At 61.8% G+C, this 19,841-nt stretch carries 18 protein-coding genes; 11 read left to right on the top strand and 7 right to left on the bottom strand.

Annotation, left to right across the window (positions count from 1 at the left end):
- Positions 1–37: 37 nt before the first annotated feature.
- From JFT58_RS06575 to rlmF, 5 genes are all read left to right on the top strand, one after another.
- Positions 38–1,528: a leucyl aminopeptidase gene (locus JFT58_RS06575; protein ID WP_034128658.1), complete on the top strand. Its 1,491-nt coding sequence runs from the start codon at positions 38–40 to the stop codon at positions 1,526–1,528.
- Between the two features lie 178 nt (positions 1,529–1,706).
- Positions 1,707–2,135, top strand: coding sequence for a DNA polymerase III subunit chi (locus JFT58_RS06570; RefSeq protein ID WP_034128659.1), 429 nt, complete (start codon positions 1,707–1,709; stop codon positions 2,133–2,135).
- A gap of 7 nt (positions 2,136–2,142) precedes the next feature.
- Entirely contained in the window at positions 2,143–2,517 is a 375-nt protein-coding gene (locus JFT58_RS06565) for a hypothetical protein (protein ID WP_054897750.1), read from the top strand.
- Positions 2,518–2,729: 212 nt separating this feature from the next.
- Positions 2,730–5,576, top strand: a complete 2,847-nt coding sequence (locus JFT58_RS06560) for a valine--tRNA ligase (protein ID WP_054897749.1) — start codon at positions 2,730–2,732, stop codon at positions 5,574–5,576.
- A 239-nt stretch (positions 5,577–5,815) separates the two neighbouring features.
- Positions 5,816–6,832, top strand: coding sequence for a 23S rRNA (adenine(1618)-N(6))-methyltransferase RlmF (gene rlmF / locus JFT58_RS06555; protein WP_034128662.1), 1,017 nt, complete (start codon positions 5,816–5,818; stop codon positions 6,830–6,832).
- A gap of 182 nt (positions 6,833–7,014) precedes the next feature.
- On the opposite strand, the gene JFT58_RS06550 is transcribed toward rlmF, so the two are convergent.
- Positions 7,015–7,296: an HU family DNA-binding protein gene (locus JFT58_RS06550; RefSeq protein ID WP_003188840.1), complete on the bottom strand. Its 282-nt coding sequence runs from the start codon at positions 7,294–7,296 to the stop codon at positions 7,015–7,017.
- Between the two features lie 396 nt (positions 7,297–7,692).
- Here JFT58_RS06550 and yejK point away from each other — a divergent pair, with 396 nt between their 5' ends.
- Both yejK and JFT58_RS06540 read left to right on the top strand, forming a co-directional pair.
- Positions 7,693–8,697, top strand: a complete 1,005-nt coding sequence (gene yejK / locus JFT58_RS06545; RefSeq protein ID WP_003171997.1) for a nucleoid-associated protein YejK — start codon at positions 7,693–7,695, stop codon at positions 8,695–8,697.
- Positions 8,697–9,047, top strand: coding sequence for a glutaredoxin family protein (locus tag JFT58_RS06540; protein ID WP_054897748.1), 351 nt, complete (start codon positions 8,697–8,699; stop codon positions 9,045–9,047). Before yejK ends, JFT58_RS06540 begins: the two co-directional genes overlap by 1 nt.
- A gap of 230 nt (positions 9,048–9,277) precedes the next feature.
- Here the strand turns inward: JFT58_RS06540 and JFT58_RS06535 are convergent, their stop codons facing one another.
- From JFT58_RS06535 to JFT58_RS06515, 5 genes are read right to left on the bottom strand one after another with little or no spacing between them, the layout of a single operon-like run.
- A complete protein-coding gene (locus JFT58_RS06535; RefSeq protein WP_054897747.1) occupies positions 9,278–10,255 on the bottom strand; it encodes a FecR family protein in 978 nt (325 codons plus the stop codon).
- Positions 10,252–10,830, bottom strand: coding sequence for an RNA polymerase sigma factor (locus tag JFT58_RS06530; protein ID WP_054897746.1), 579 nt, complete (start codon positions 10,828–10,830; stop codon positions 10,252–10,254). The genes JFT58_RS06535 and JFT58_RS06530 overlap by 4 nt, the downstream gene beginning before the upstream one ends.
- 7 nt (positions 10,831–10,837) lie before the next feature.
- The gene (locus JFT58_RS06525) at positions 10,838–11,164 is read right to left on the bottom strand and encodes a DUF3325 domain-containing protein (protein ID WP_034128665.1); all 327 of its coding nucleotides are present in this window, start codon (positions 11,162–11,164) and stop codon (positions 10,838–10,840) included.
- Entirely contained in the window at positions 11,164–12,738 is a 1,575-nt protein-coding gene (locus tag JFT58_RS06520) for a PepSY-associated TM helix domain-containing protein (RefSeq protein WP_054897745.1), read from the bottom strand. The genes JFT58_RS06525 and JFT58_RS06520 overlap by 1 nt, the downstream gene beginning before the upstream one ends.
- The gene (locus tag JFT58_RS06515) at positions 12,735–13,037 is read right to left on the bottom strand and encodes a DUF3649 domain-containing protein (RefSeq protein ID WP_014717062.1); all 303 of its coding nucleotides are present in this window, start codon (positions 13,035–13,037) and stop codon (positions 12,735–12,737) included. The genes JFT58_RS06520 and JFT58_RS06515 overlap by 4 nt, the downstream gene beginning before the upstream one ends.
- A 171-nt stretch (positions 13,038–13,208) precedes the next feature.
- Here JFT58_RS06515 and JFT58_RS06510 point away from each other — a divergent pair, with 171 nt between their 5' ends.
- From JFT58_RS06510 to fecA, 3 genes are all read left to right on the top strand, one after another.
- Positions 13,209–13,697: a sigma-70 family RNA polymerase sigma factor gene (locus tag JFT58_RS06510; protein ID WP_014717061.1), complete on the top strand. Its 489-nt coding sequence runs from the start codon at positions 13,209–13,211 to the stop codon at positions 13,695–13,697.
- Positions 13,694–14,635, top strand: a complete 942-nt coding sequence (locus JFT58_RS06505) for a FecR domain-containing protein (RefSeq protein ID WP_054897744.1) — start codon at positions 13,694–13,696, stop codon at positions 14,633–14,635. The genes JFT58_RS06510 and JFT58_RS06505 overlap by 4 nt, the downstream gene beginning before the upstream one ends.
- Before the next feature lie 221 nt (positions 14,636–14,856).
- On the top strand, positions 14,857–17,193 hold the full coding sequence (fecA, locus tag JFT58_RS06500; RefSeq protein ID WP_054897743.1) for a TonB-dependent Fe(3+) dicitrate receptor FecA: 2,337 nt from the start codon (positions 14,857–14,859) through the stop codon (positions 17,191–17,193).
- A 132-nt stretch (positions 17,194–17,325) separates the two neighbouring features.
- Here the strand turns inward: fecA and JFT58_RS06495 are convergent, their stop codons facing one another.
- The gene (locus tag JFT58_RS06495; RefSeq protein ID WP_054897742.1) at positions 17,326–18,198 is read right to left on the bottom strand and encodes a LysR family transcriptional regulator; all 873 of its coding nucleotides are present in this window, start codon (positions 18,196–18,198) and stop codon (positions 17,326–17,328) included.
- Positions 18,199–18,302: 104 nt separating this feature from the next.
- Here JFT58_RS06495 and JFT58_RS06490 point away from each other — a divergent pair, with 104 nt between their 5' ends.
- A complete protein-coding gene (locus tag JFT58_RS06490) occupies positions 18,303–19,814 on the top strand; it encodes an MFS transporter (RefSeq protein WP_198834333.1) in 1,512 nt (503 codons plus the stop codon).
- The last annotated feature ends 27 nt before the right edge of the window (positions 19,815–19,841 follow it).

Here is a 19,841-nt window from a genome sequence, read left to right as displayed (position 1 = left end):
AGCTCCCGGCTCACAGACCTTGATAAGGGACCCGAAAATGGAATTGGTTGTAAAAAGCGTTAGCCCCGAAACGTTGAAAACCGCCACCCTCGTGGTCGCTGTCGGCGAAGGCCGCACACTCGGCGTCGCCGCCAAGCAACTGGACGAACTGAGCGGCGGCGCTATCAGCGCAGTGCTCAAGCGCGGCGACCTGGCCGGCAAGGTCGGCCAGAGCCTGCTGCTGCAGAGCCTGCCCAACCTTAAAGCCGAGCGCGTTTTGCTGGTGGGCGTGGGCAAGGATGCCGAACTGGGCGACCGTCCGTTTCGCAAGATCGTCAGCGGCATCCTCACCACCCTCAAGGGCCTGGGCGGCAGCGATGCGGTGCTGGCGCTCGATGAAATCGTGGTCAAGGGCCGCGACAGCTACGGCAAGACCCGCCTGCTGGCCGAGTCGCTGGTGGACGGCGGCTATATTTTCGACCAGTTCAAGAGCCAGAAAGCCGAACCCCGCGCCCTGAAGAAAATCACCCTGCTGACCATCAAGGCAGCCCAGGCTGAAGTCCAGCGCGCCGTCACCCACGCCCAGGCCATCGCCAACGGTATGTCATTCACTCGCGACCTGGGCAACCTGCCGCCGAACATCTGCCACCCGACATTCCTGGGCGAACAGGCCAAGGCATTGGGCAAAGAGTTCAAGGGCCTGAAGGTTGAAGTGCTGGACGAGAAGAAGATCAAGGACCTGGGCATGGGCTCGTTCTATGCCGTGGGCCAGGGCAGCGACCAGCCGCCACGCCTGATCGTGATGCAATACAACGGCGGCAAGAAGTCCGAGAAGCCTTACGCCCTGGTAGGTAAAGGCATTACCTTCGATACCGGCGGTATCAGCCTCAAGCCCGGTGCCGGCATGGACGAGATGAAGTACGACATGGGCGGCGCCGCCAGCGTGTTCGGCACCCTGCGTGCCGTGCTGGAACTCAAGCTGCCGATCAACCTGGTGTGCATTTTGGCCTGTGCCGAGAACATGCCGAGCGGCGGCGCGGCTCGCCCAGGCGATATCGTCACCACCATGAGCGGCCAGACTGTGGAGATCCTCAACACCGACGCCGAAGGCCGCCTGGTGCTGTGCGATGCCCTGACCTACGCCGAGCGCTTCAAGCCCCAGGCCGTGATCGACATCGCGACCCTGACCGGCGCGTGCATCGTTGCCTTGGGTTCCCACACTTCGGGCCTGCTGGGCAATAACGACGAACTGATCGAGCAACTGCTCAGCGCCGGCAAGGCCGCCGACGACCGCGCCTGGCAACTGCCGCTGTTCGATGAGTACCAGGAACAGCTCGATAGCCCGTTCGCCGACATCGCCAACATCGGTGGCCCGAAAGCCGGCACCATCACCGCAGCCTGCTTCCTGTCGCGATTTGCCAAGAACTTCAACTGGGCTCACCTGGACATCGCCGGCACGGCCTGGACCAGCGGCGGCAAGGACAAGGGCGCCACTGGCCGTCCGGTACCCCTGCTGACCCAATACCTGCTGGATCGCGCCAAAGCTTAAGCGGCCCCTGCGCCTCTCTGTAGGAGCGAGCTTGCTGTGGCGAGGGAGCTTGCTCCCGTTGACTGCGTAGCAGTCCCCGGCTTTTTAGGGGCACTGCGCACCACAGCGCAAGCAAGCTTGCTCGCCACAGCAAGCTCGCTCCTACAGAGGGGCAACCAGGCCAGCCCCAGGATTTCCAATGCCCCAAGTCGACTTCTATATATTGCCCAGCGCCGATCCCCTAGCGCGCCTGGACTTTGCCTGCAAACTCACCGAAAAAGCCTGGCGCATGGGCCACCGCATCTACCTGCACTGCAGCGATGCCGCCCAACGTGAAGAACTTGATGCCCGTCTGTGGCGCTTCAAGGGCGAAAGCTTCGTGCCCCACGGCCCCGCCGAATCCGAACCTGAAAGCCTGGTAGTCCTAGGCTTGGGGGACAATTGCGGCGATCACCATGACTTGTTGGTCAACCTCGACCTGAAGGTACCGGCCTTTGCCCAAGCGTTCGCCCGTGTGGCGGAAGTGGTAGTGGAAGACCCGGCTATTCGTCAGGCTGCGCGGGAGAGTTTCCGTTTCTACCGTGAACAGGGCTATCCTCTGCAAGATCACCGGCTACAACGACTTTGAGTACATGATGGACACTCCCAACCCGCTGAAAAAAGACGACCACCTGCTGGATGACCTGGAGTCGATCCGTCAGTTGCTGGGTGATGACAACCTGCAACCGCCGCTGCTGACCGAGACGGTGGAGGGTGAGGTTCAGATTCCGCTGTTGTTCGACATGGTCGGCGGCAAGCCTGCCGCGCCGGCACCTGTGATTGCAGAACCCGCTCCAGCCGCCGAAAAAGCCCCCGACGCCCTGCTGCTGCACCTGGACAATGAACTGCGCGCCGCTGCGCAATTGATCATGCAGGATGTGATCGATGACTTTGCGCCGCATATCGAGGCCGAGATCAAGCGTCGGATGGATGCGCGGATGGAGCGGTTGCTTAGCCAGTACCAGTCTTAAACCTTGCATAGCCCCCTGTGGGAGCTGGCTTGCCTGCGAAGGCGGTTTCTCAGTCAAAACCTTTGGTGACTGAGAAACCGCCTTCGCAGGCAAGCCAGCTCCCACATTGGTTTTGCATCGACCTTTAAACGGTCTTCAACTCGCCCTCCACGCCTTGCCCCGTTATACTTGCCGGCTTTCCTGAATAAATGCCAACTAGGGTCCCGCCGCGCATGGATAAGACCTACCAGCCCCACGCTATCGAAACTTCCTGGTACAACACCTGGGAGTCCGAGAACTATTTCGCCCCACAAGGTGCGGGCGACTCGTACACCATCATGATTCCGCCACCGAACGTCACTGGCAGCCTGCACATGGGCCATGGCTTCAACAATGCGATCATGGATGCGTTGATCCGCTTCCGCCGCATGCAGGGTCGCGACACCCTGTGGCAACCGGGCACCGACCACGCCGGTATCGCCACCCAGATGCTGGTGGAACGCCAACTGGAAGCCACCGGCCAGAACCGTCACGACCTGGGTCGCGAGAAATTCCTGGAGAAAGTCTGGGAATGGAAAGACCAGTCCGGCGGCAATATCAGCCGTCAGATCCGTCGCCTGGGTTCGTCCGTAGACTGGAGCCGCGAGCGCTTCACCATGGACGACGGCCTGTCCGAAGCCGTTAAGGAAGCCTTCGTGCGCTTGCATGAAGACGGCCTGATCTACCGCGGCAAGCGCCTGGTCAACTGGGACACCAAGTTGCACACGGCCATTTCCGACCTTGAAGTGGAAAACCACGACGAGAAAGGCTTCCTGTGGAACCTCAAGTACCCGCTGGCCGACGGCGCCAAGACCGCTGAAGGCAATGATTACCTGATCGTCGCCACTACCCGTCCGGAAACCATGCTCGGCGATGCCGCCGTGGCCGTTAACCCGAACGACGAGCGCTACCAGGCGCTGATCGGCAAATTCGTCGAACTGCCACTGGTTGGCCGCCGTATCCCGATCATCGCGGATGACTACTGCGACCCTGAGTTCGGCACCGGCTGCGTGAAAATCACCCCGGCCCACGATTTCAACGACTACGAAGTCGGCAAGCGCCACAACCTGCCGTTGCTGAACATCTTCGACAAGAATGCCGCCGTATTGCCGGCCTGCCAGGTGTTCAACCTGGACGGCACGCTCAACGACAGCATTGACGGCAAGATCCCGGCCGAATACGCAGGCCTGGACCGTTTTGAAGCGCGCAAACAGATCGTTGCCGCCTTCGACGCTGCCGGTTTGCTGGTCAGCGTTGACGACCACGGCCTGAAAGTGCCGAAGGGCGACCGCTCCGGCACCGTGATCGAGCCGTGGCTGACCGACCAGTGGTACGTGTCCACCAAGCCGCTGGCAGAACCTGCGATTGCCGCCGTGGAAGATGGCCGCATCCAGTTCGTGCCTAAACAGTACGAAAACATGTACTTCTCGTGGATGCGCGACATCCAGGACTGGTGCATCAGCCGTCAGCTGTGGTGGGGCCACCGTATTCCGGCCTGGTACGACGAGTCGGGCAAGGTCTATGTAGGCCGCGACGAAGCCGAAGTGCGTGCCAAGCACAACCTCGGCGCGGACATCGCGCTGCAACAGGACAACGACGTACTGGACACCTGGTTCAGTTCGGGCCTGTGGACCTTCTCTACCCTGGGCTGGCCGCAGCAGACCGAGTTCCTGAAGAAATTCCACTCAACCGACGTGCTGGTCACCGGCTTCGACATCATTTTCTTCTGGGTTGCCCGGATGATCATGCTCACCATGCACCTGGTGAAGAACGAAGACGGCACCCCGCAGGTACCGTTCAAGACCGTGTACGTACACGGCCTGGTACGCGACGGCCAGGGCCAGAAGATGTCCAAGTCCAAGGGCAACGTCCTGGACCCGCTGGACATCATCGACGGCATCGACCTGGAAACCCTGGTGCAGAAACGCACCTCGGGCCTGATGCAGCCGAAACTGGCGAAAAAGATCGAGAAGCAGACCCGCGACGAATTCGCCGACGGTATCGCCAGCTACGGCACCGACGCCCTGCGCTTCACCTTCTGCTCGCTGGCCTCCACCGGTCGCGACATCAAGTTCGACATGGGCCGCGTCGAAGGCTATCGCAACTTCTGCAACAAGATCTGGAACGCGGCGCGCTACGTGCTGGACAAAGGCGAAGACTGCGGCCAGAACGGCGAAGCCTATGAGCTGAGCCTGGCGGATCGCTGGATCATCTCGCAGTTGCAGCGCACAGAAGCCGAAGTGACCCGCCAGCTCGACCAGTTCCGTTTCGACCTGGCCGCACAGGCCCTGTACGAGTTCATCTGGAACCAGTATTGCGACTGGTACCTGGAACTGTCCAAGCCGGTACTGTGGGACGAAAACGCGCCGGTCGAACGCCAGCGCGGCACCCGTCGCACCCTGGTGCGCGTGCTGGAAGTGGCGTTGCGCCTGGCGCACCCGTTCATGCCGTTCATCACCGAAGAAATCTGGCAGCGCCTGGCGCCGCTGGCCGGTATCGAAGGCAAGACCATCATGCTGCAACCTTGGCCGGTGGCCAACGAAGCGCGCATCGATGAGGCCGCCGAAAGCGATATCGAATGGCTCAAGACTCTGATGCTCGGCACACGTAACATCCGCGCCGAGATGAACATCGGGCCGGGCAAGCCGCTGGCCGTGTTCGTCAAGAACGCCAGTGCCGAAGACCAGCGTCGCCTCAGCGAGAACGATGCGCTGCTCAAGAAGCTGGCCAAGCTGGAGTCGATCACCGTATTGGCTGCCGATGCCGAAGCACCGTTGTCTGCCACCGCGTTGGTGGGTGATATGGAAGTGCTGGTGCCGATGGCCGGCCTGATCGACAAGGGCGCGGAACTGGCCCGCCTCGACAAGGAAATTGCGCGTCTGCAAGGCGAAGTGCAGCGAGTGGGCGGCAAGCTGTCCAACGCGGCGTTCGTTGACAAGGCGCCGGCTGAAGTGATCGAGAAAGAACGCGCCAAGTTGGCCGAGGCTGAACAGGCCTTGGGCAAGCTGGCGGAGCAACATGCGCGGATTTCCAGCCTGTAAGGGGAAACCGTGTAGAGAAAGAGGCCTTCGGGCCTCTTTTTTTTGTCCAGGAAAACGACACCATTTCCCAATCAAAACCCTATCCCTGTGGGAGCTGGCTTGCCTGCGATACTGACGACTCGGTGTATCAGGCAGACCGAGGTGATGCTATCGCAGGCAAGCCAGCTCCCACATTTGACCGAGTTGTGTTCAGGAATGTGTGACAATGCCCACCACATTGAGCCAACACCAGAATCATCATGACCGCCCCCACTACGCCCAAACCACCGCGCAAGAAGCCTAAAACCGCCGCCACGGCCAAACCCGTCGCGCCGCGCAAAGAGGCCACCCTGCACCCGCGCAACCGCCACACGGGCCGTTACGACTTCCCGGCGCTGATCAAAACCACGCCGGAACTGGCGCAGTTCGTGATCATCAACCCCTACGGCAAAGAGAGCATCGACTTCGCCAGCCCGGATGCGGTGCGGGTGTTCAACCGGGCACTGCTCAAGTCGTTCTATGGCATCCAGCATTGGGACATCCCTGCCGACTACCTGTGCCCGCCGGTGCCGGGGCGTGCCGACTACGTGCACTTCCTCGCCGACCTGCTGGCCAGCGTCAACGACGGCAAGATCCCGCGGGGCTCGATCGTCAAGGTGCTGGACATCGGTATGGGCGCCAACTGCGTGTACCCGCTGATTGGCTATATGGAGTACCGCTGGAACTTCCTGGGCTCGGAGGTCGACCCGATCGCCGTGTCCGCCGCCAAGGCCATCGTGCAGTCCAACGACCTGAGCAAGGTCATCCAGCTGCGCCAGCAACCCAACCCCAAGCAGATCCTGTTGGGCCTGCTGGAGCCGGGTGAGCGCTTTGACCTTACGATGTGCAACCCGCCGTTCCATGCATCCATGGACGAAGCCACCAAAGGCAGCGAGCGTAAATGGCGCGCCTTGGGCAAGGCCGACCCGAAACGCAAGTTGCCGGTGCTCAACTTCGGTGGTCAATCGGCCGAACTGTGGTGTGAAGGTGGCGAAGCGCGATTTGTGACGCAACTGATCGCCGAGAGCGCGCATTTTGCGCATAAAGTGCTGTGGTTCAGCACCCTGGTGTCCAAAGCGTCCAACCTGCCGGCGATCGAAACCGCGCTGAAAAAAGCCGGCGTGCTGGAAAGCCAGGTGGTGGAGATGTCCCAAGGGCAGAAGCAGAGCCGCTTTGTGGCCTGGACATTCCAGACCAAGAACGAGCAGCAGATCTGGCGCCAGCGCTGGGTTCGATAAGAATCATTGTGGCGAGGGAGCTTGCTCCCGCTGGGCAGCGCAGCGGCCCCAAAATCCTGGGAGCGCTGCGCACTCCAGCGGGAGCAAGCTCCCTCGCCACAATAACCGCGCTCTACAATAAAATCGCAGGCAATAAAAAACCGTGCCCGGATCACTCCGAAGCACGGTTTTTTTGCTGCGTCTTACTTGTTAACAGCGTCGGTCAGGCCTTTAGCCACAACCAGCTTGATAACTTTCTTGGCAGCGATTTCGATGGCAGCGCCAGTCGAAGGGTTACGGCCAGTACGGGCAGGACGCTCGGTCACTTTCAGTTTGCCAACGCCTGGCAGAGTGATTTCGCCGCCATTTTCCAGCTGATCAGCAACAACTTGGCTCAGTTGGTCCAGCAGAGCGCGCACGGTAGTTTTCGGTGCGTCTACTGCTTCAGCCAGGTCAGCGATCAGTTGGTCTTTAGTAATAGCCATTGTGGTGTTCCTTCCCTATCAAATTCATATGGATTGCAGAGTGCAGTGTCAGCCGTCGAGCCCGACCGTCATGGCCTGGCATCCCCGGCCATAACCACGGAGATCGGGGTTATAGATGCTTGAAACGGGGATTGGTTCGACCTGACAAATGCTGAATGCACGCTTAACGCCGAGACTTGGCGTAAGACGGGGCAAAACTAGCACAGAGACGGGGAAATATCCGCCTCAACATACCCATTTGGTCAGCTTTATCGCTCTAAACCGTGAAAAAAAGGCATATGGCCAGTGGGAGGGCGTGCAAAATGCCGTTCGGGGCACGTCTTGACCAATGGGTGCGGTACACTGGGCGACTTTTCGGGGAGGCCAACCGCTCCCCTTCAACCAGCCGAGAAGCCTATGCCGATCCGTCATTGCATCGTCCACCTGATCGACAAAAAACCCGACGGCACACCCGCAGTTCTTCACGCCCGCGACTCGGAGCTGTCCGAGTCCGCCGCCATCGAGAACATGCTTGCCGACCTCAACGAGAGCTACAACGCCAAACAAGGCAAGGCCTGGGGTTTCTTCCATGCCGAGTCCGGCGCGCACCCGTTCAGCGGTTGGTTGAAGGAATACTTTGACGGTGGCCAGGACTTCACCACCTTCAGCCGCACAGCGGTAGAGCACCTGCAAAAGCTGATGGAGGAATCCAACCTCTCCACCGGCGGCCATGTGCTGTTTGCCCATTACCAGCAAGGCATGACCGACTACCTGGCCATCGCCCTGCTGCACCACAGCGAAGGCGTGGCGGTGACCGACGAGCTGGACGTGACGCCCTCGCGCCACCTGGACCTGGGCCAGTTGCACCTGGCGGCGCGTATCAACGTCTCCGAGTGGCAGAACAACAAGCAGTCCAAGCAGTACATCTCCTTTATCAAGGGTAAGAACGGCAAGAAGGTCTCGGAGTACTTCCGCGACTTTATCGGCTGCCAGGAAGGCGTCGACGGCCCGGGCGAAACCCGCACCCTGCTCAAGGCGTTCAGTGACTTCGTCGAGAGCGAAGACCTGCCCGACGAGTCCGCCCGCGAGAAAACCAAGACCCTGGTGGACTACGCCAGCAGCCAGGCCAAGCTCGGCGAACCCATGGGCCTGGAAGAGCTCTCGGGCCTGATCGATGAAGACCGGCCAAAAGCCTTCTACGACCATATCCGCAACAAGGATTACGGCCTGTCGCCGGAGATTCCGGCCGACAAACGCACCCTCAACCAGTTCCGCCGCTTCACCGGGCGCGCCGAGGGCCTGTCCATCAGCTTTGAAGCGCACCTGCTGGGCGACAAGATCGAGTACGACGAAGCCGCCGGCACCTTGATCATCAAGGGCCTGCCGACCCAACTGACCGACCAGCTCAAGCGCCGTAACTGATGCTGGGCGGGGTGCTCAAGAAAGTCCTGCTGGTATTGCTGGTGGTGGTTGCGATCCAGAACTGGGGCAAGGTGGAGCGGCTGTTCAACCCGTCCCAGGTGGCGCCCGAGCGCGTACGTGCCTCTGCGCGGGTGGTGCTCTATGCCACCGAGTGGTGTGGGTACTGCAAGCAGATCCGGCGTTTTCTGGACCAGAAGGGTATCCCGTACCAAGCCGTCGATATCGAAAAGGATGCCAAGGCGCGCAAGGCGTATGAGGCGCTGGGCGGTGGCGGGATTCCGTTTGTGGACGTGAACGGCACCTTGATTCGCGACTACAACCCCGAAGCAATCATGGCCGCCCTGAAGTAACACCCAATCAAATGTAGGAGCTGGCTTGCCTGCGATGGCGGTGTAACAGGTTCAATACCTGTGACTGACACACCGCTATCGCAGGCAAGCCAGCTCCCACACAAGTCTGCTCTGCGCATCGAGCTCTGGGGTGTGATTTAAAATTGGCCTCCAGCGACACCATCGCCGAGCGTGTCGAGCTGAGGTATTTCTTGCCTGACAGATTCAGCAGCGAAAACCCCAACGCAGCCCTAGCGCAGCACAATCATGCGGCCCAACAGGCTGTGCTGTTCAAAACCCAGCACCGCTTGCAAGGCGTTCAAGACCGCTACAGGGTCCTGGCTCGGAAAGCTGCCGCTGACGCGTTTGGCGGCCATGTCCTCGTTAAGCAGAAGAATTCGACCGGGGTAATAACGCCTCAGGTCCTCGACCACATCGGCCAGGGGGGCCTTGTAGTAGTTGAGCCAACCCTCGCGCCAGGCCAGGCGTGAGGCGCTGTCGACCCCATGCAAAGGGTCGGCAATACCATCGGCGTAGGCCACTTGCTGGCCTGCTGTCAGCACCTGTTGCTGGCCCTGTTTGGAGGGCGTCACGCCCACACGGCCGGACAGCACAGTGACCTCGGCGCCGTCAGGTTGCAGGCGCACTTCAAACTGAGTTCCCAGTACTCGCGTTTCACCGCCGCTCGCCTCCACCACGAAGGGTTGGCCGGTGTGGGTCACGCTGAAAAAACCTGCACCACGGCGCAATTGGATGTGCCGTTCGCCCTGGCTGAAATCCACGGCGATGGCGCTGTCGGCGTCGAGGGTGACCTTGGATTGATCGGCCAGGGTGAAGGTCTTCACCTCCCCCGGCGCCGTCACATAATCGGCGCCCCACTCATCGACCCAGCGTGACGGCTGCCAACCGACGCCCATCGACACCATCAGCAGCAAGCAGGCGGCGACGGCCAAGGCACCAGACCAACGCGCTACCCGGGAGCGTTTGGAGGCGTTGATCGTGTTGAGGTAGCCCTGCAACGCGAGCGCGTCCTCGTCGGCCAGCTGGCGCGCCGGTACTTCGCTTAATTCCCAGAGCACCTGGGCTTGGGAGTATGCCTCGACGTGTGCGGGATCTGCGCGTAACCAGCGGCTGAACGTGGCCTGGTCGCCGCTGCTGGGCTGGTCATGCAGCAGGCACAACCAATCGAGCGCGGCCTGTTCCTGGGCGGGCGTGGGCGTGACGTTCACGGGGCGTTCCCTGGCGTGCGTGGAGGCGATGGTTCGCGAAGGCTGGCCTTGCAGGCTTCGAGGGCGCGCATCATATGTTTTTCCACGGCGCTTTGGGACAGGCCCATGGCCTTGGCAATTTCGGTGTACTTGCGCCCGTGGATGCGGTTAAGCAGGAAAATCTGGCGGGTGCGCTCGGGCAAGCTGCGCAAGGCGGCTTCCACATGACGCAGATCATTGCCCGCCTCCAGCGCTGCCTGGGGTTCGCAGCCTTGGTGGTCGGATTGTTCCGGTAGCCAGCCTTCGCTGCTGCGCGCCCGTGCGCTTTCGCTGCGCAGGTGGTCGATGGCGATGTTGCCGGCGCAGCGCAGCAGGTAGGTGCTCAGCTCTTCGACCTGCACCAGCGGGCGACGCCAGAAGCGCAGGAACAGATCCTGCACCAGGTCGGCTGCCGTGGCGCGGCAACCCACACGGCGGCTGACCAACGCCTCCATTTGCGAGCGCTGGGACAAAAACACCTGCAGGAAATGCGCGCGTCCACCCGCTGCATCCGGGTGCGGAGTGTCCTGAGAAGATTGCGGTGGTTGGGTCCTCATGGCCGGCTCAAGAGAGGGCGAACGCCGCAACAGGGCTGGCCAGAAGAGCGAGCCCCGCGAGGATCAAGGCCAGCCTCGGCCGATACGGCAACAGCAACACCAGTAGCAAGGCGCTGAGCATCAACACCGCGCACCACTCCACCAGGCCCTGACTCCAACCGGCGCCCAGCACCGACGGCCAGATCGACACGCCCAGCAGCAACCAACCGCCCACCCGCAACCCCAAGCGCCGAATGGGCGTGGGTTTGCTGTGCAGCAGTTCGCCGTGGTGACGGTCGGTGGACAAGCACAGTGCCATGAACCCGGCGTAGCACATCAAAAGCGCCAGAAGCATCAGTTGGCCTGCTGCTTGAGTGTTAACCCGCGGGCACGCTCGGCCTTGGGTAGCGGCGCGCTGCGGTGGTGCATCGTCCAGGCTGCCCAGGCGAGGAACACGCCACTCGCCAGGCAGGTGAGGTCGAAGCCGGCCATGGCCCAGTCGCCACTTGGCACGGAGACGCCCAAGTGGTGCGAGGTGGTGATGGCGTTAAGCAATGGAATGGCGGCAAACAATAGCGCGCCGAGGCTCAGTTGCTCGACCCAGCCCTGGCGACCGGGCCGCAGCAAGGCGTGCAACAGGCTCAGGCCCCAGGCGATAAAGAACGCCTGCACTTCCCAGTCCGAACGCTCAGTGAAGCTCACCGGCAGCAGGCGGTTGGCCCAGAAAAACGCTGCAATGGCGATCATCAATCCGGACATGCTGGCGATATTCAGCACCTCCACCAAACGCAGTTCAAAGGGCATCACCGAGGCCTTGGCGTGTTTGAGCTGACGTTTGCCCAGCCAGATCACCAAGCCTGTGCCGATCATCGCCGTGCCCGCCAGGCCGCAGATAAAGTACAGCCAGCGCAGCACCGGGCCGGCGAAATGGCCCATGTGCAAACCGTAGAAACTGCCACCAACGACCGCTGGCAACGATGGCTCGGCACTGGCCCGCAACAGCTCGCCAGTGGTGCCGCTAAACGACAACGTACTGCCCGACGCATGCACTACGCTGTCGGAGCCGGCGCGGAACACATTGACCGAGGCGTTGACATCGCCAGGGTTGTTGACCGCCACACGCCCTACATGACCACCTGCCCACTGCTCCCGCGCCTGCTGGTACATCGGCATCAACGGCAGCAGTTTGCCCGGCTGGCCGAGGGCCGGCGCATTGTCAGTAGCGGGGAACAGCTCACTGAAAAACGCCCGGCTGTCGTCACCGTAGGACGCCACGATGGGCGCGGGCATGACCATGCTCATGAAAATCACCAGGCTGCTGTAGGTGATCATCAGGTGAAACGGCAGCACCAGCACACCCACCGCGTTATGCCCGTCCAGCCAGGAGCGCTGGCCTTTGCGCGGGCGGAAGGTGAAGAAGTCCTTGAAGATTTTCTTGTGGGTGATGATGCCCGTGATCAGCGCGACGAACATCACCATGGCAGCGATGGTCGACAGCCAGCGGCCCCACGGGTAAGGCATTTGCAGTTGGAAGTGGAAGCGATAGAAGAACTCACCGCCCTTGCTTTCCCGGGCCTGCACCGGTTGGCCGGTGACGGGGTCGAGGACTTTCTGGATGAAAGTGCCGCGCTTGCCGGGCTCGACCTTGTCTTGCCACATCACCGACAAGCCGGGGTCGCGGCGGTTCGGCAAGGTAATGAACCAGCGTGCGGCGGTAGGCGCCTGCTGTTGCAGATAGTTTTGCGCGACGGCGAGGCTGCGCTCATCGTCCAGGGGATGGGCCTGCACTTCGGGCTGCATCCAGTGGGTTATTTCATCTTTGAAATAGGCCAGGGTGCCGGTCAGGAAAATCGCGAACAGCAGCCAGCCGAAGATCAAGCCGGCCCAGGTGTGCAGCCATGCCATGGCCTGGCGAAAGCCCTCTTTCATGTGCGAGCCATCCAGAAACCAATGCCGGCCAGGGTGGCCAAGAGTGCGCTCGGCACCATCACCCCTGCCCAGGCGCGCCATGCCGTGCGGCAGGCAAAACACCAGAGCACCGCCAGCAGGTAGAACACAAAGGAACTCATCATGCCGGTGACCACCGCATCGGCACGGGAGGTGGGCAGCCAGAGCGCCAGGCAAATGGCGGCCAGGGAAGCCATCAGGTAACCGCCAATCACCGCCGCCAGCACGCGCGAGGTGACGGCGAGGCGGTAGGACACGGGCAATGAGGTTTTGCTTTTCATGCGGCAGGCGCCTGGTTCATCAGCGCGCAATATTAATGATAAATATTCTCATAAGCAAAAGAGAACGGATGAATCACCTGCCCTGGCCGATTGCCGAACCCTGTCATGCACCCTACAATGCGAACAATTCTTGTTCTCTAAAGCATGTCGAATGCTTGCGGAGTGATCGCGTTGCAGCCGTCCAACCCCGTCGAAGTGTTGTACAACGACCATCACCACTGGCTCACCGGCTGGTTGCGACGCAAGCTCGGCTGCCCGGAAAACGCCGCCGACCTGGCTCAGGACACCTTTATCCGCGTGCTCAGTGCCCGGGAAGCGCCAACGCTGATCGAGCCGCGCGCCTTCCTCACCACCGTGGCCAAGCGTGTGCTGTTCAACTTCTACCGCCGCCAGGACCTGGAGCGCGCCTACCTCGAGGCCTTGGCGCAGATGCCCGAACACGTGGCGCCGTCGGAAGAAGACCGCGCAATCATCCTGCAGACCCTGCTGGAACTGGACCAACTGCTCGACGGCTTGCCCAAGCAGGTCAAACGCGCCTTCCTGCTGGCCCAACTCGACGGCCTGACCTACGCGCAAATCGGCGCGCAACTGGGCATCTCCATCGCCACGGTCAAACGCCACCTGACCAAAGCGGCCATGCGCTGCTACTTCGCCCTATGAATGTCTCCAGCCAAGTCGCCGAACAAGCCGTGCACTGGTTGCTGGAAATGCAGCAAGGCGCGCTCAACCCACGCCAGCAGGCGGCCTGGCAGCAATGGTTGAATGCCCACAGCGAACACCAACGCGCGTGGGAGCAGATCCAGCGCGTCAACCAACGCCTGCGCGGCGTGCCCTCGCCCCTGGCCCACGCGGCGTTGAACGCGCCCACCTCCACCAGCCGGCGTCAGGCGCTTAAATTGCTGTTGATTCTGGGTGCCGGTTCGGCCGCCGCCTGGAGCCTGCGCCAGCAACATATCTTGCCGCCGTTGACGGCTGACTATCGCAGCCCGGTGGGCCAGCGCCGCACAGTACAACTGGCCGACGGCAGCCAGTTGCAGCTCAACACCGGCAGCGCGGTGGATGTGCATTTCGACGGCCAACAGCGCCTGGTGCGCCTGCTTGAAGGTGAAATCCTGCTCACCGCCCGTGCAGGCCAGGCGCCGTTGCACGTGCTGACCGGCCAGGGCCTGCTCAGCAGCCCGGCGGCGCGCTTGACTGTGCGCCAGTTCAACGACCACACCCAACTGGCGGTACTGGCCGGTCAGGTCGAGGTGATGCCCAACCGCTACAACGGCCTGCCGCTTAGTGTCGACGCCGCGCACCAAGTCAATTTCACCCGCAAAGGCTGGGACACCCCGCGCCCCACCGACGCCAACAGCGGCGCCTGGGCCGACGGCATGCTGGTGGCCGCACACATGCGCCTGGAAGACTTCCTCAATGAATTGGGACGCTACCGTCGCGGCCAGCTCCATTGCGATCCACAAGTCGCCAACCTGCTGCTGTCCGGCAGTTACCCACTGGATGACAGCGAACGCATCCTCGACCTGCTGGAGATCAGCCTGCCGGTGAAAGTGCGGCGCTTTACCCGTTATTGGGTGACCGTGCAGGCACGTGCGTGATGCATAGCGCTTTTTGTAGGAGCGAGCTTGCTCGCGAAAAACCTCAACCCACCGCGTTAAACCAGACAACCCGCGTGATCGTTGACGACCTTCGCGAGCAAGCTCGCTCCTACAGTGGGCGGTGAGCTCGAAATATTTTTTGCAGCTGTGAGCCGTTTTCCGCACCTGGCGTGACAGAGAAGGAAAGCCACCTTGATCCTTCCTTCTCAGGACCGCCCTTCATGCCCCAGCACCCGACGCTTCTCGCCCGTACACTGCGCCAACTCCTGCTCGGCGCAAGCCTCAGCCTGACCGCACTGCCGGCGGTGATGGCAGCCGACGCCAAGGCGTACCACATTGCACCGACCACCCTGGAAGCGGCCCTGAATCAATTCGGTCGTGAAGCCGGCGTACTGGTGTCCTTCGGCTCCGCAGTGACAGTCGGTATGCAAAGCCCAGGGCTGTCGGGCAATTACAGCGCTGCCGGTGGCTTGCAAAAACTACTGGAAGGCACCGGCCTGCAAGCCCGCGCCGAGGGTGATAACGCCTACAGCCTGCAACCAGCCGGCGCCCCCGCCACCCTGGAGTTGCAGACCTCCAACGTGGTCGGCGACTGGCTCGGTGACGCGGCGCAAACCAACGTGTTCGAACACCCCGGCGCCCGAGATGTGATCCGCCGCGAAGAATTCGAACGCCAGGGCGCCACCCAGGCCCGCGATGTGCTCAACCGCATCCCTGGCGTCAACGCCCCGGACAACAACGGCACCGGTAGCCACGACATGGCGCTGAACTTCGGCATTCGCGGGCTCAACCCGCGCCTGGCGTCGCGCTCCACCGTGCTGATGGATGGCATCCCGGTGCCCTTCGCGCCTTACGGCCAGCCGCAACTCTCCTTCGCGCCGATCAGCATGGGCAATATGGACGCGGTGGATGTAGTACGTGGCGGCGGTGCGGTGCGCTATGGCCCGCAAAACGTCGGTGGCATCGTCAACTTCGTCACCCGTGCCATCCCGGATGCGCCGACGGTCAAGGGTGGTTTGCAGACCGAGACCAGCCCCTCCTCCAGCCACGACGGCTTCAAGACCACCGGCAACTTGCTGGCTGGCGGCACCGCCGACAATGGGTTGGGTGGCGCGCTGCTGTACTCCGGCACCCGCGGCGGCGACTGGCGCGAAAACAGCAACACGCGCATCGACGACCTGATCCTCAAGGGCAAATACCAGTTGGACGACGCCAATAGCTTCAACGCCATGGCGCAGTACTACGAAGGCCAAGCCGACATGCCGGGCGGTTTGAACGTCAAGGACTACAAGGCTGATCCGTACCAGTCCACCCGCCCGTATGACAAGTTCTGGGGCCGCCGCACGATGTTCAATGTGGGCTATCGCTACGAGCAGGACCGCCGCGAATTCACGGTCAACAGTTTCTTCACCAAGACCCTGCGCAGCGGCTACCTGGACCAAGGCAGCTTCCTGTCGCTGTCGCCACGGGAATATTGGGTACGTGGCCTGGAAACGCGCTTCGCCCAGGGCTTCGACCTCGGCCCCACCAGCCACGAAGTGGGTGTTGGCTACCGCTACATCAATGAAGCCGGCCACGAGCTGCGCTACCGCACGCCGATTGCCGTCAACCAGCAAATCCCCACCACCAACAGCCGCAACGACCGCGACACGCGCGGCGGCACCGAAGCCAATGCGTTCTTCATCGACGACCGCATCGACATCGGCAAGTGGACCATCACCCCAGGCATTCGCTACGAGATGATCGAGTCCCAGCAGACTAACAACCTGAGCAACGTCAAATACAAGGGCGACTACAACACCGCACTGCCAGCGCTGAACGTGCTCTATCACCTCACCGACGACTGGAACCTCTACGCCAACACCGAAGGCTCGTTCGGCAGCGTGCAGTACAGCCAGATGCCCAACCGTGTGAACAGTGGCGAAGTGAAACCGGAAAAAGCCCGCACCTGGGAACTCGGCACGCGCTACGACAACGGCAGCTTGCGCGCAGAAATCGGCGCATTCCTGATCAACTTCGACAACCAGTACGACAGCAACCAGACCAACGACACCGTGATCGCCCGCGGTGAAACTCGCCACCAAGGCATCGAGTCGAGCATCAACTACGCCCTCGACGGCCTGAGCCCCGCACTGGCCGGCTTCGATGTGTACGCCACCTACGCCTATGTGGATGCGACCATCCGCGAAGACGGCCCCAACAAAGGCAACCGCGTGCCCTTCTCCTCCAAGCACAAAGGCACCCTCGGCGTGGGTTACACCGAAGGCCCTTGGAAGCTGAATGTGGACAGCAGTTACCAGAGCAGCCAGTTCGCCGACAACGCCAACACCCAGGCCGAAAGCGCCGACGGTGCCAATGGGCGCATCCCCGGCTACATGCTGTTCAGCAGCCGCGCAGCCTACGATTTCGGCCCGCAGTTGTCGGACTTGAATGTGGCGGTGGGGGTGAAGAACATCTTCAACAAGCAGTACTACACCCGCTCGTTCGATGACAACAACAAGGGCAAGTACGTGGGTGAGCCGCGTACGGTGTATGTACAAACCTCTATCGCGTTCTAACTGTATTTTGTAGGAGCGAGCTTGCTCGCGAAAAACTCACAGGCGCCGCGTTCATTCAGCAAACACGCGTTATCGTTGACGTTTTTCGCGAGCAAGCTCGCTCCTACAGATGGTTTTCAGTATGTTCAGGATCTAACTGCCCGCCAGGCAACTCGGGGTGGCCGCCACCAACGCGTCAATGGCACACCGCGTCTTGGCTGGCATATGCGCCGCCGTCGGCCAGATCACATGGATCGGCGCAGGTTGCTCACGGTAGCTGGGCAGCACGGCCTGCAACTGCCCGCGCAGCGCATAGTGGGCAATCAACCAACTCGGCAACCAGGCCAGGCCTACGCCCGCGATGGCGGCATCGGCTACCGCCTGGAGGTCGTCCACGATCAAGGGCGAAGCCAGGCGCGAGCGCTGCGCGGTGTTGCTGCGGTAGGCAATGCCACGATGAGCGGCCAGGTCTTCGATACTGCCAATAGCACCCTTGCGCTGCAAATACGCCGGCGACGCTGCCAGCCCCATGACCTGCTGACCCAGGCGCCGTGCGCTCAGGCGGTCGGTGTCGGGCAACGGGCCGATGCGCACGGCCATATCGAAGCCCTCCTGCACCAAGTCGATCATGCGGTCGGAAAAACAAAGGTCGATTTCCAGTTCCGGATAACGATCCAGCAAGGCCCATAACGCCGGCGCGGCATAGTGATGACCAAACGCCAGGGGCACACTCACTCGCAAACGCCCGCGAGGTTGCTGGCGGCCGCTTTCCAGCACGGACTCGGCGGCCTCCAGCTCTGCCAATGCGCGCAGGCAATGCTCGTAGTACGCCTGCCCGTCCTCGGTCAACCGCTGGCGCCGGGTGGAACGCTGTAACAGGCAAGTGCCCAGGCGTGCTTCCAGGCGCGCCAGGCCCTTGCCCACCGCAGAACGCGTGAGGTTCAGGCGTTCGGCGGCTTCGGTGAGGTTGCCGCTTTCAACAATCTGCAGAAAGAGTTCGACACCATCAAAACGTGGGGTAGCCATGCTTAATTGTCGCCCTATATTCCCTTGTTCACGGAAAAATTATCACCAATAAAGAACCTGATTCCCGAGAGAATAGCCCCTCCCGCTTTCGAAAGGAATGTCGTATGCCCCGCGCCGCCGCACTCTCGGCCCTCACTCCCCCGCGCACCGCCAGGAACGGCCTGGCCCTCACCGCCGTCTGCCTGGTGGCCCTGATGTTCGGCCTGGAAATCTCCAGCGTGCCGGTCATCCTGCCGACGCTGGAACAGGAACTGGGCACGGGCTTTCAAGACGCCCAATGGATCATGAATGCCTACACGCTGGCCTGCACCAGCGTGCTGATGGCGGCGGGGACCTTGGCGGATCGCTTCGGTCGTCGGCGTGTGCTGGTGGTGTGTCTGTGGCTGTTCGCCCTGGCCTCGCTGGCCTGTGGCTTGGCCAACGATGCGCCGACACTGATCGCGGCGCGTTTCGTCCAGGGCATTGGCGCCGGGGCCATGATGATTTGCCAATTTGCGATCTTGTCCCATCAGTTCCGCGAACCGGCGGCGCGTGCGCGGGCCTTTGCGATATGGGGCGTCATCGCTGGCGTGGGCCTGGGTTTCGGACCGATGGTGGGAGCCATGATCCTGGCCGTGGCGGACTGGCGCTGGGTGTTCCTGGTGCATGTACCGCTGACCCTGTTCACCTTGGCGTTGTTGCATATCAGCGTGCAGGAGTCCCGCGACCCGGCCAACCATCGCCTCGACATCGCCGGCATGCTGACCATGACACTCACGGTGTTTGCACTGGTTTATTTCATCACCCAGGGCAGCGAAACCGGCTTTTGCGCCCCGGCGATGCTCGGCTGGGCTGGCCTGTCGGTCTTCGGGCTGCTGCTGTTTATCTTGATTGAGCGGCGCAGCGCCCATCCGATGTTCGACTTCTCGGTGTTCCGCATCCAACGTTTCAATGGCGCGTTGATGGGCTCGATCGGCATGAACTTCAGCTTCTGGCCGTTCATGATTTACCTGCCGTTGTACTTCCAGGCGGGCCTGGGTTACGACACGCTGACCACAGGCGCCGCCTTGCTCGCCTACACCTTGCCGACTTTGCTGGTACCGCCGCTGGCCGAACGCCTGGCCCTACGCTTTGGCGCCGAACGCATCATTCCCCTGGGCCTGGGGGTAATGGGCGCAGGGTTCATGGGAATGGCCGCCGTTAATTACGCCGAACAACCCAGCGTGGCGCTGGTGCTGCTCAGTTGCGTGATCGCCGGTATCGGACTGGCGTTGACCAATTCGCCGACCACCAACACCACCACCGGCTCCGTCTCGAATGACCGCGCAGGCATGGCCTCGGGCATCGACTTCAGCGCACGGCTGATCACCCTGGCGCTCAATATCGCGCTGATGGGCCTTGTGTTGTTGTTAGGGATCAGCCACAACCTGGCCAATGTGCTGCCTGACAGCACGGCAATGGAATGGGCAAGCCTCAGCCAGCATATTGCCGCCGGCAAGTTGGATGCGCCGGGGCTGACCATTCTGGATGCGCAAACAGCACTGCGCAGCGGCGCCGGCTGGGCCATGCTGTTTGCGGGGTTGGGCGCCTGCGGGCTGTCGCTGCTGAGCCGGCATTTCTTCCGGCGCGAGCGCTGAACGAAAAACGGGCCTGCATGTGCAGGC

Origin of the sequence: Pseudomonas sp. MF6767, assembly GCF_016405475.1 — a bacterium.
Classification (GTDB): Bacteria; Pseudomonadota; Gammaproteobacteria; order Pseudomonadales; family Pseudomonadaceae; genus Aquipseudomonas; species Aquipseudomonas paracarnis.
This window is presented reverse-complemented; position numbering and strand designations above follow the sequence as displayed.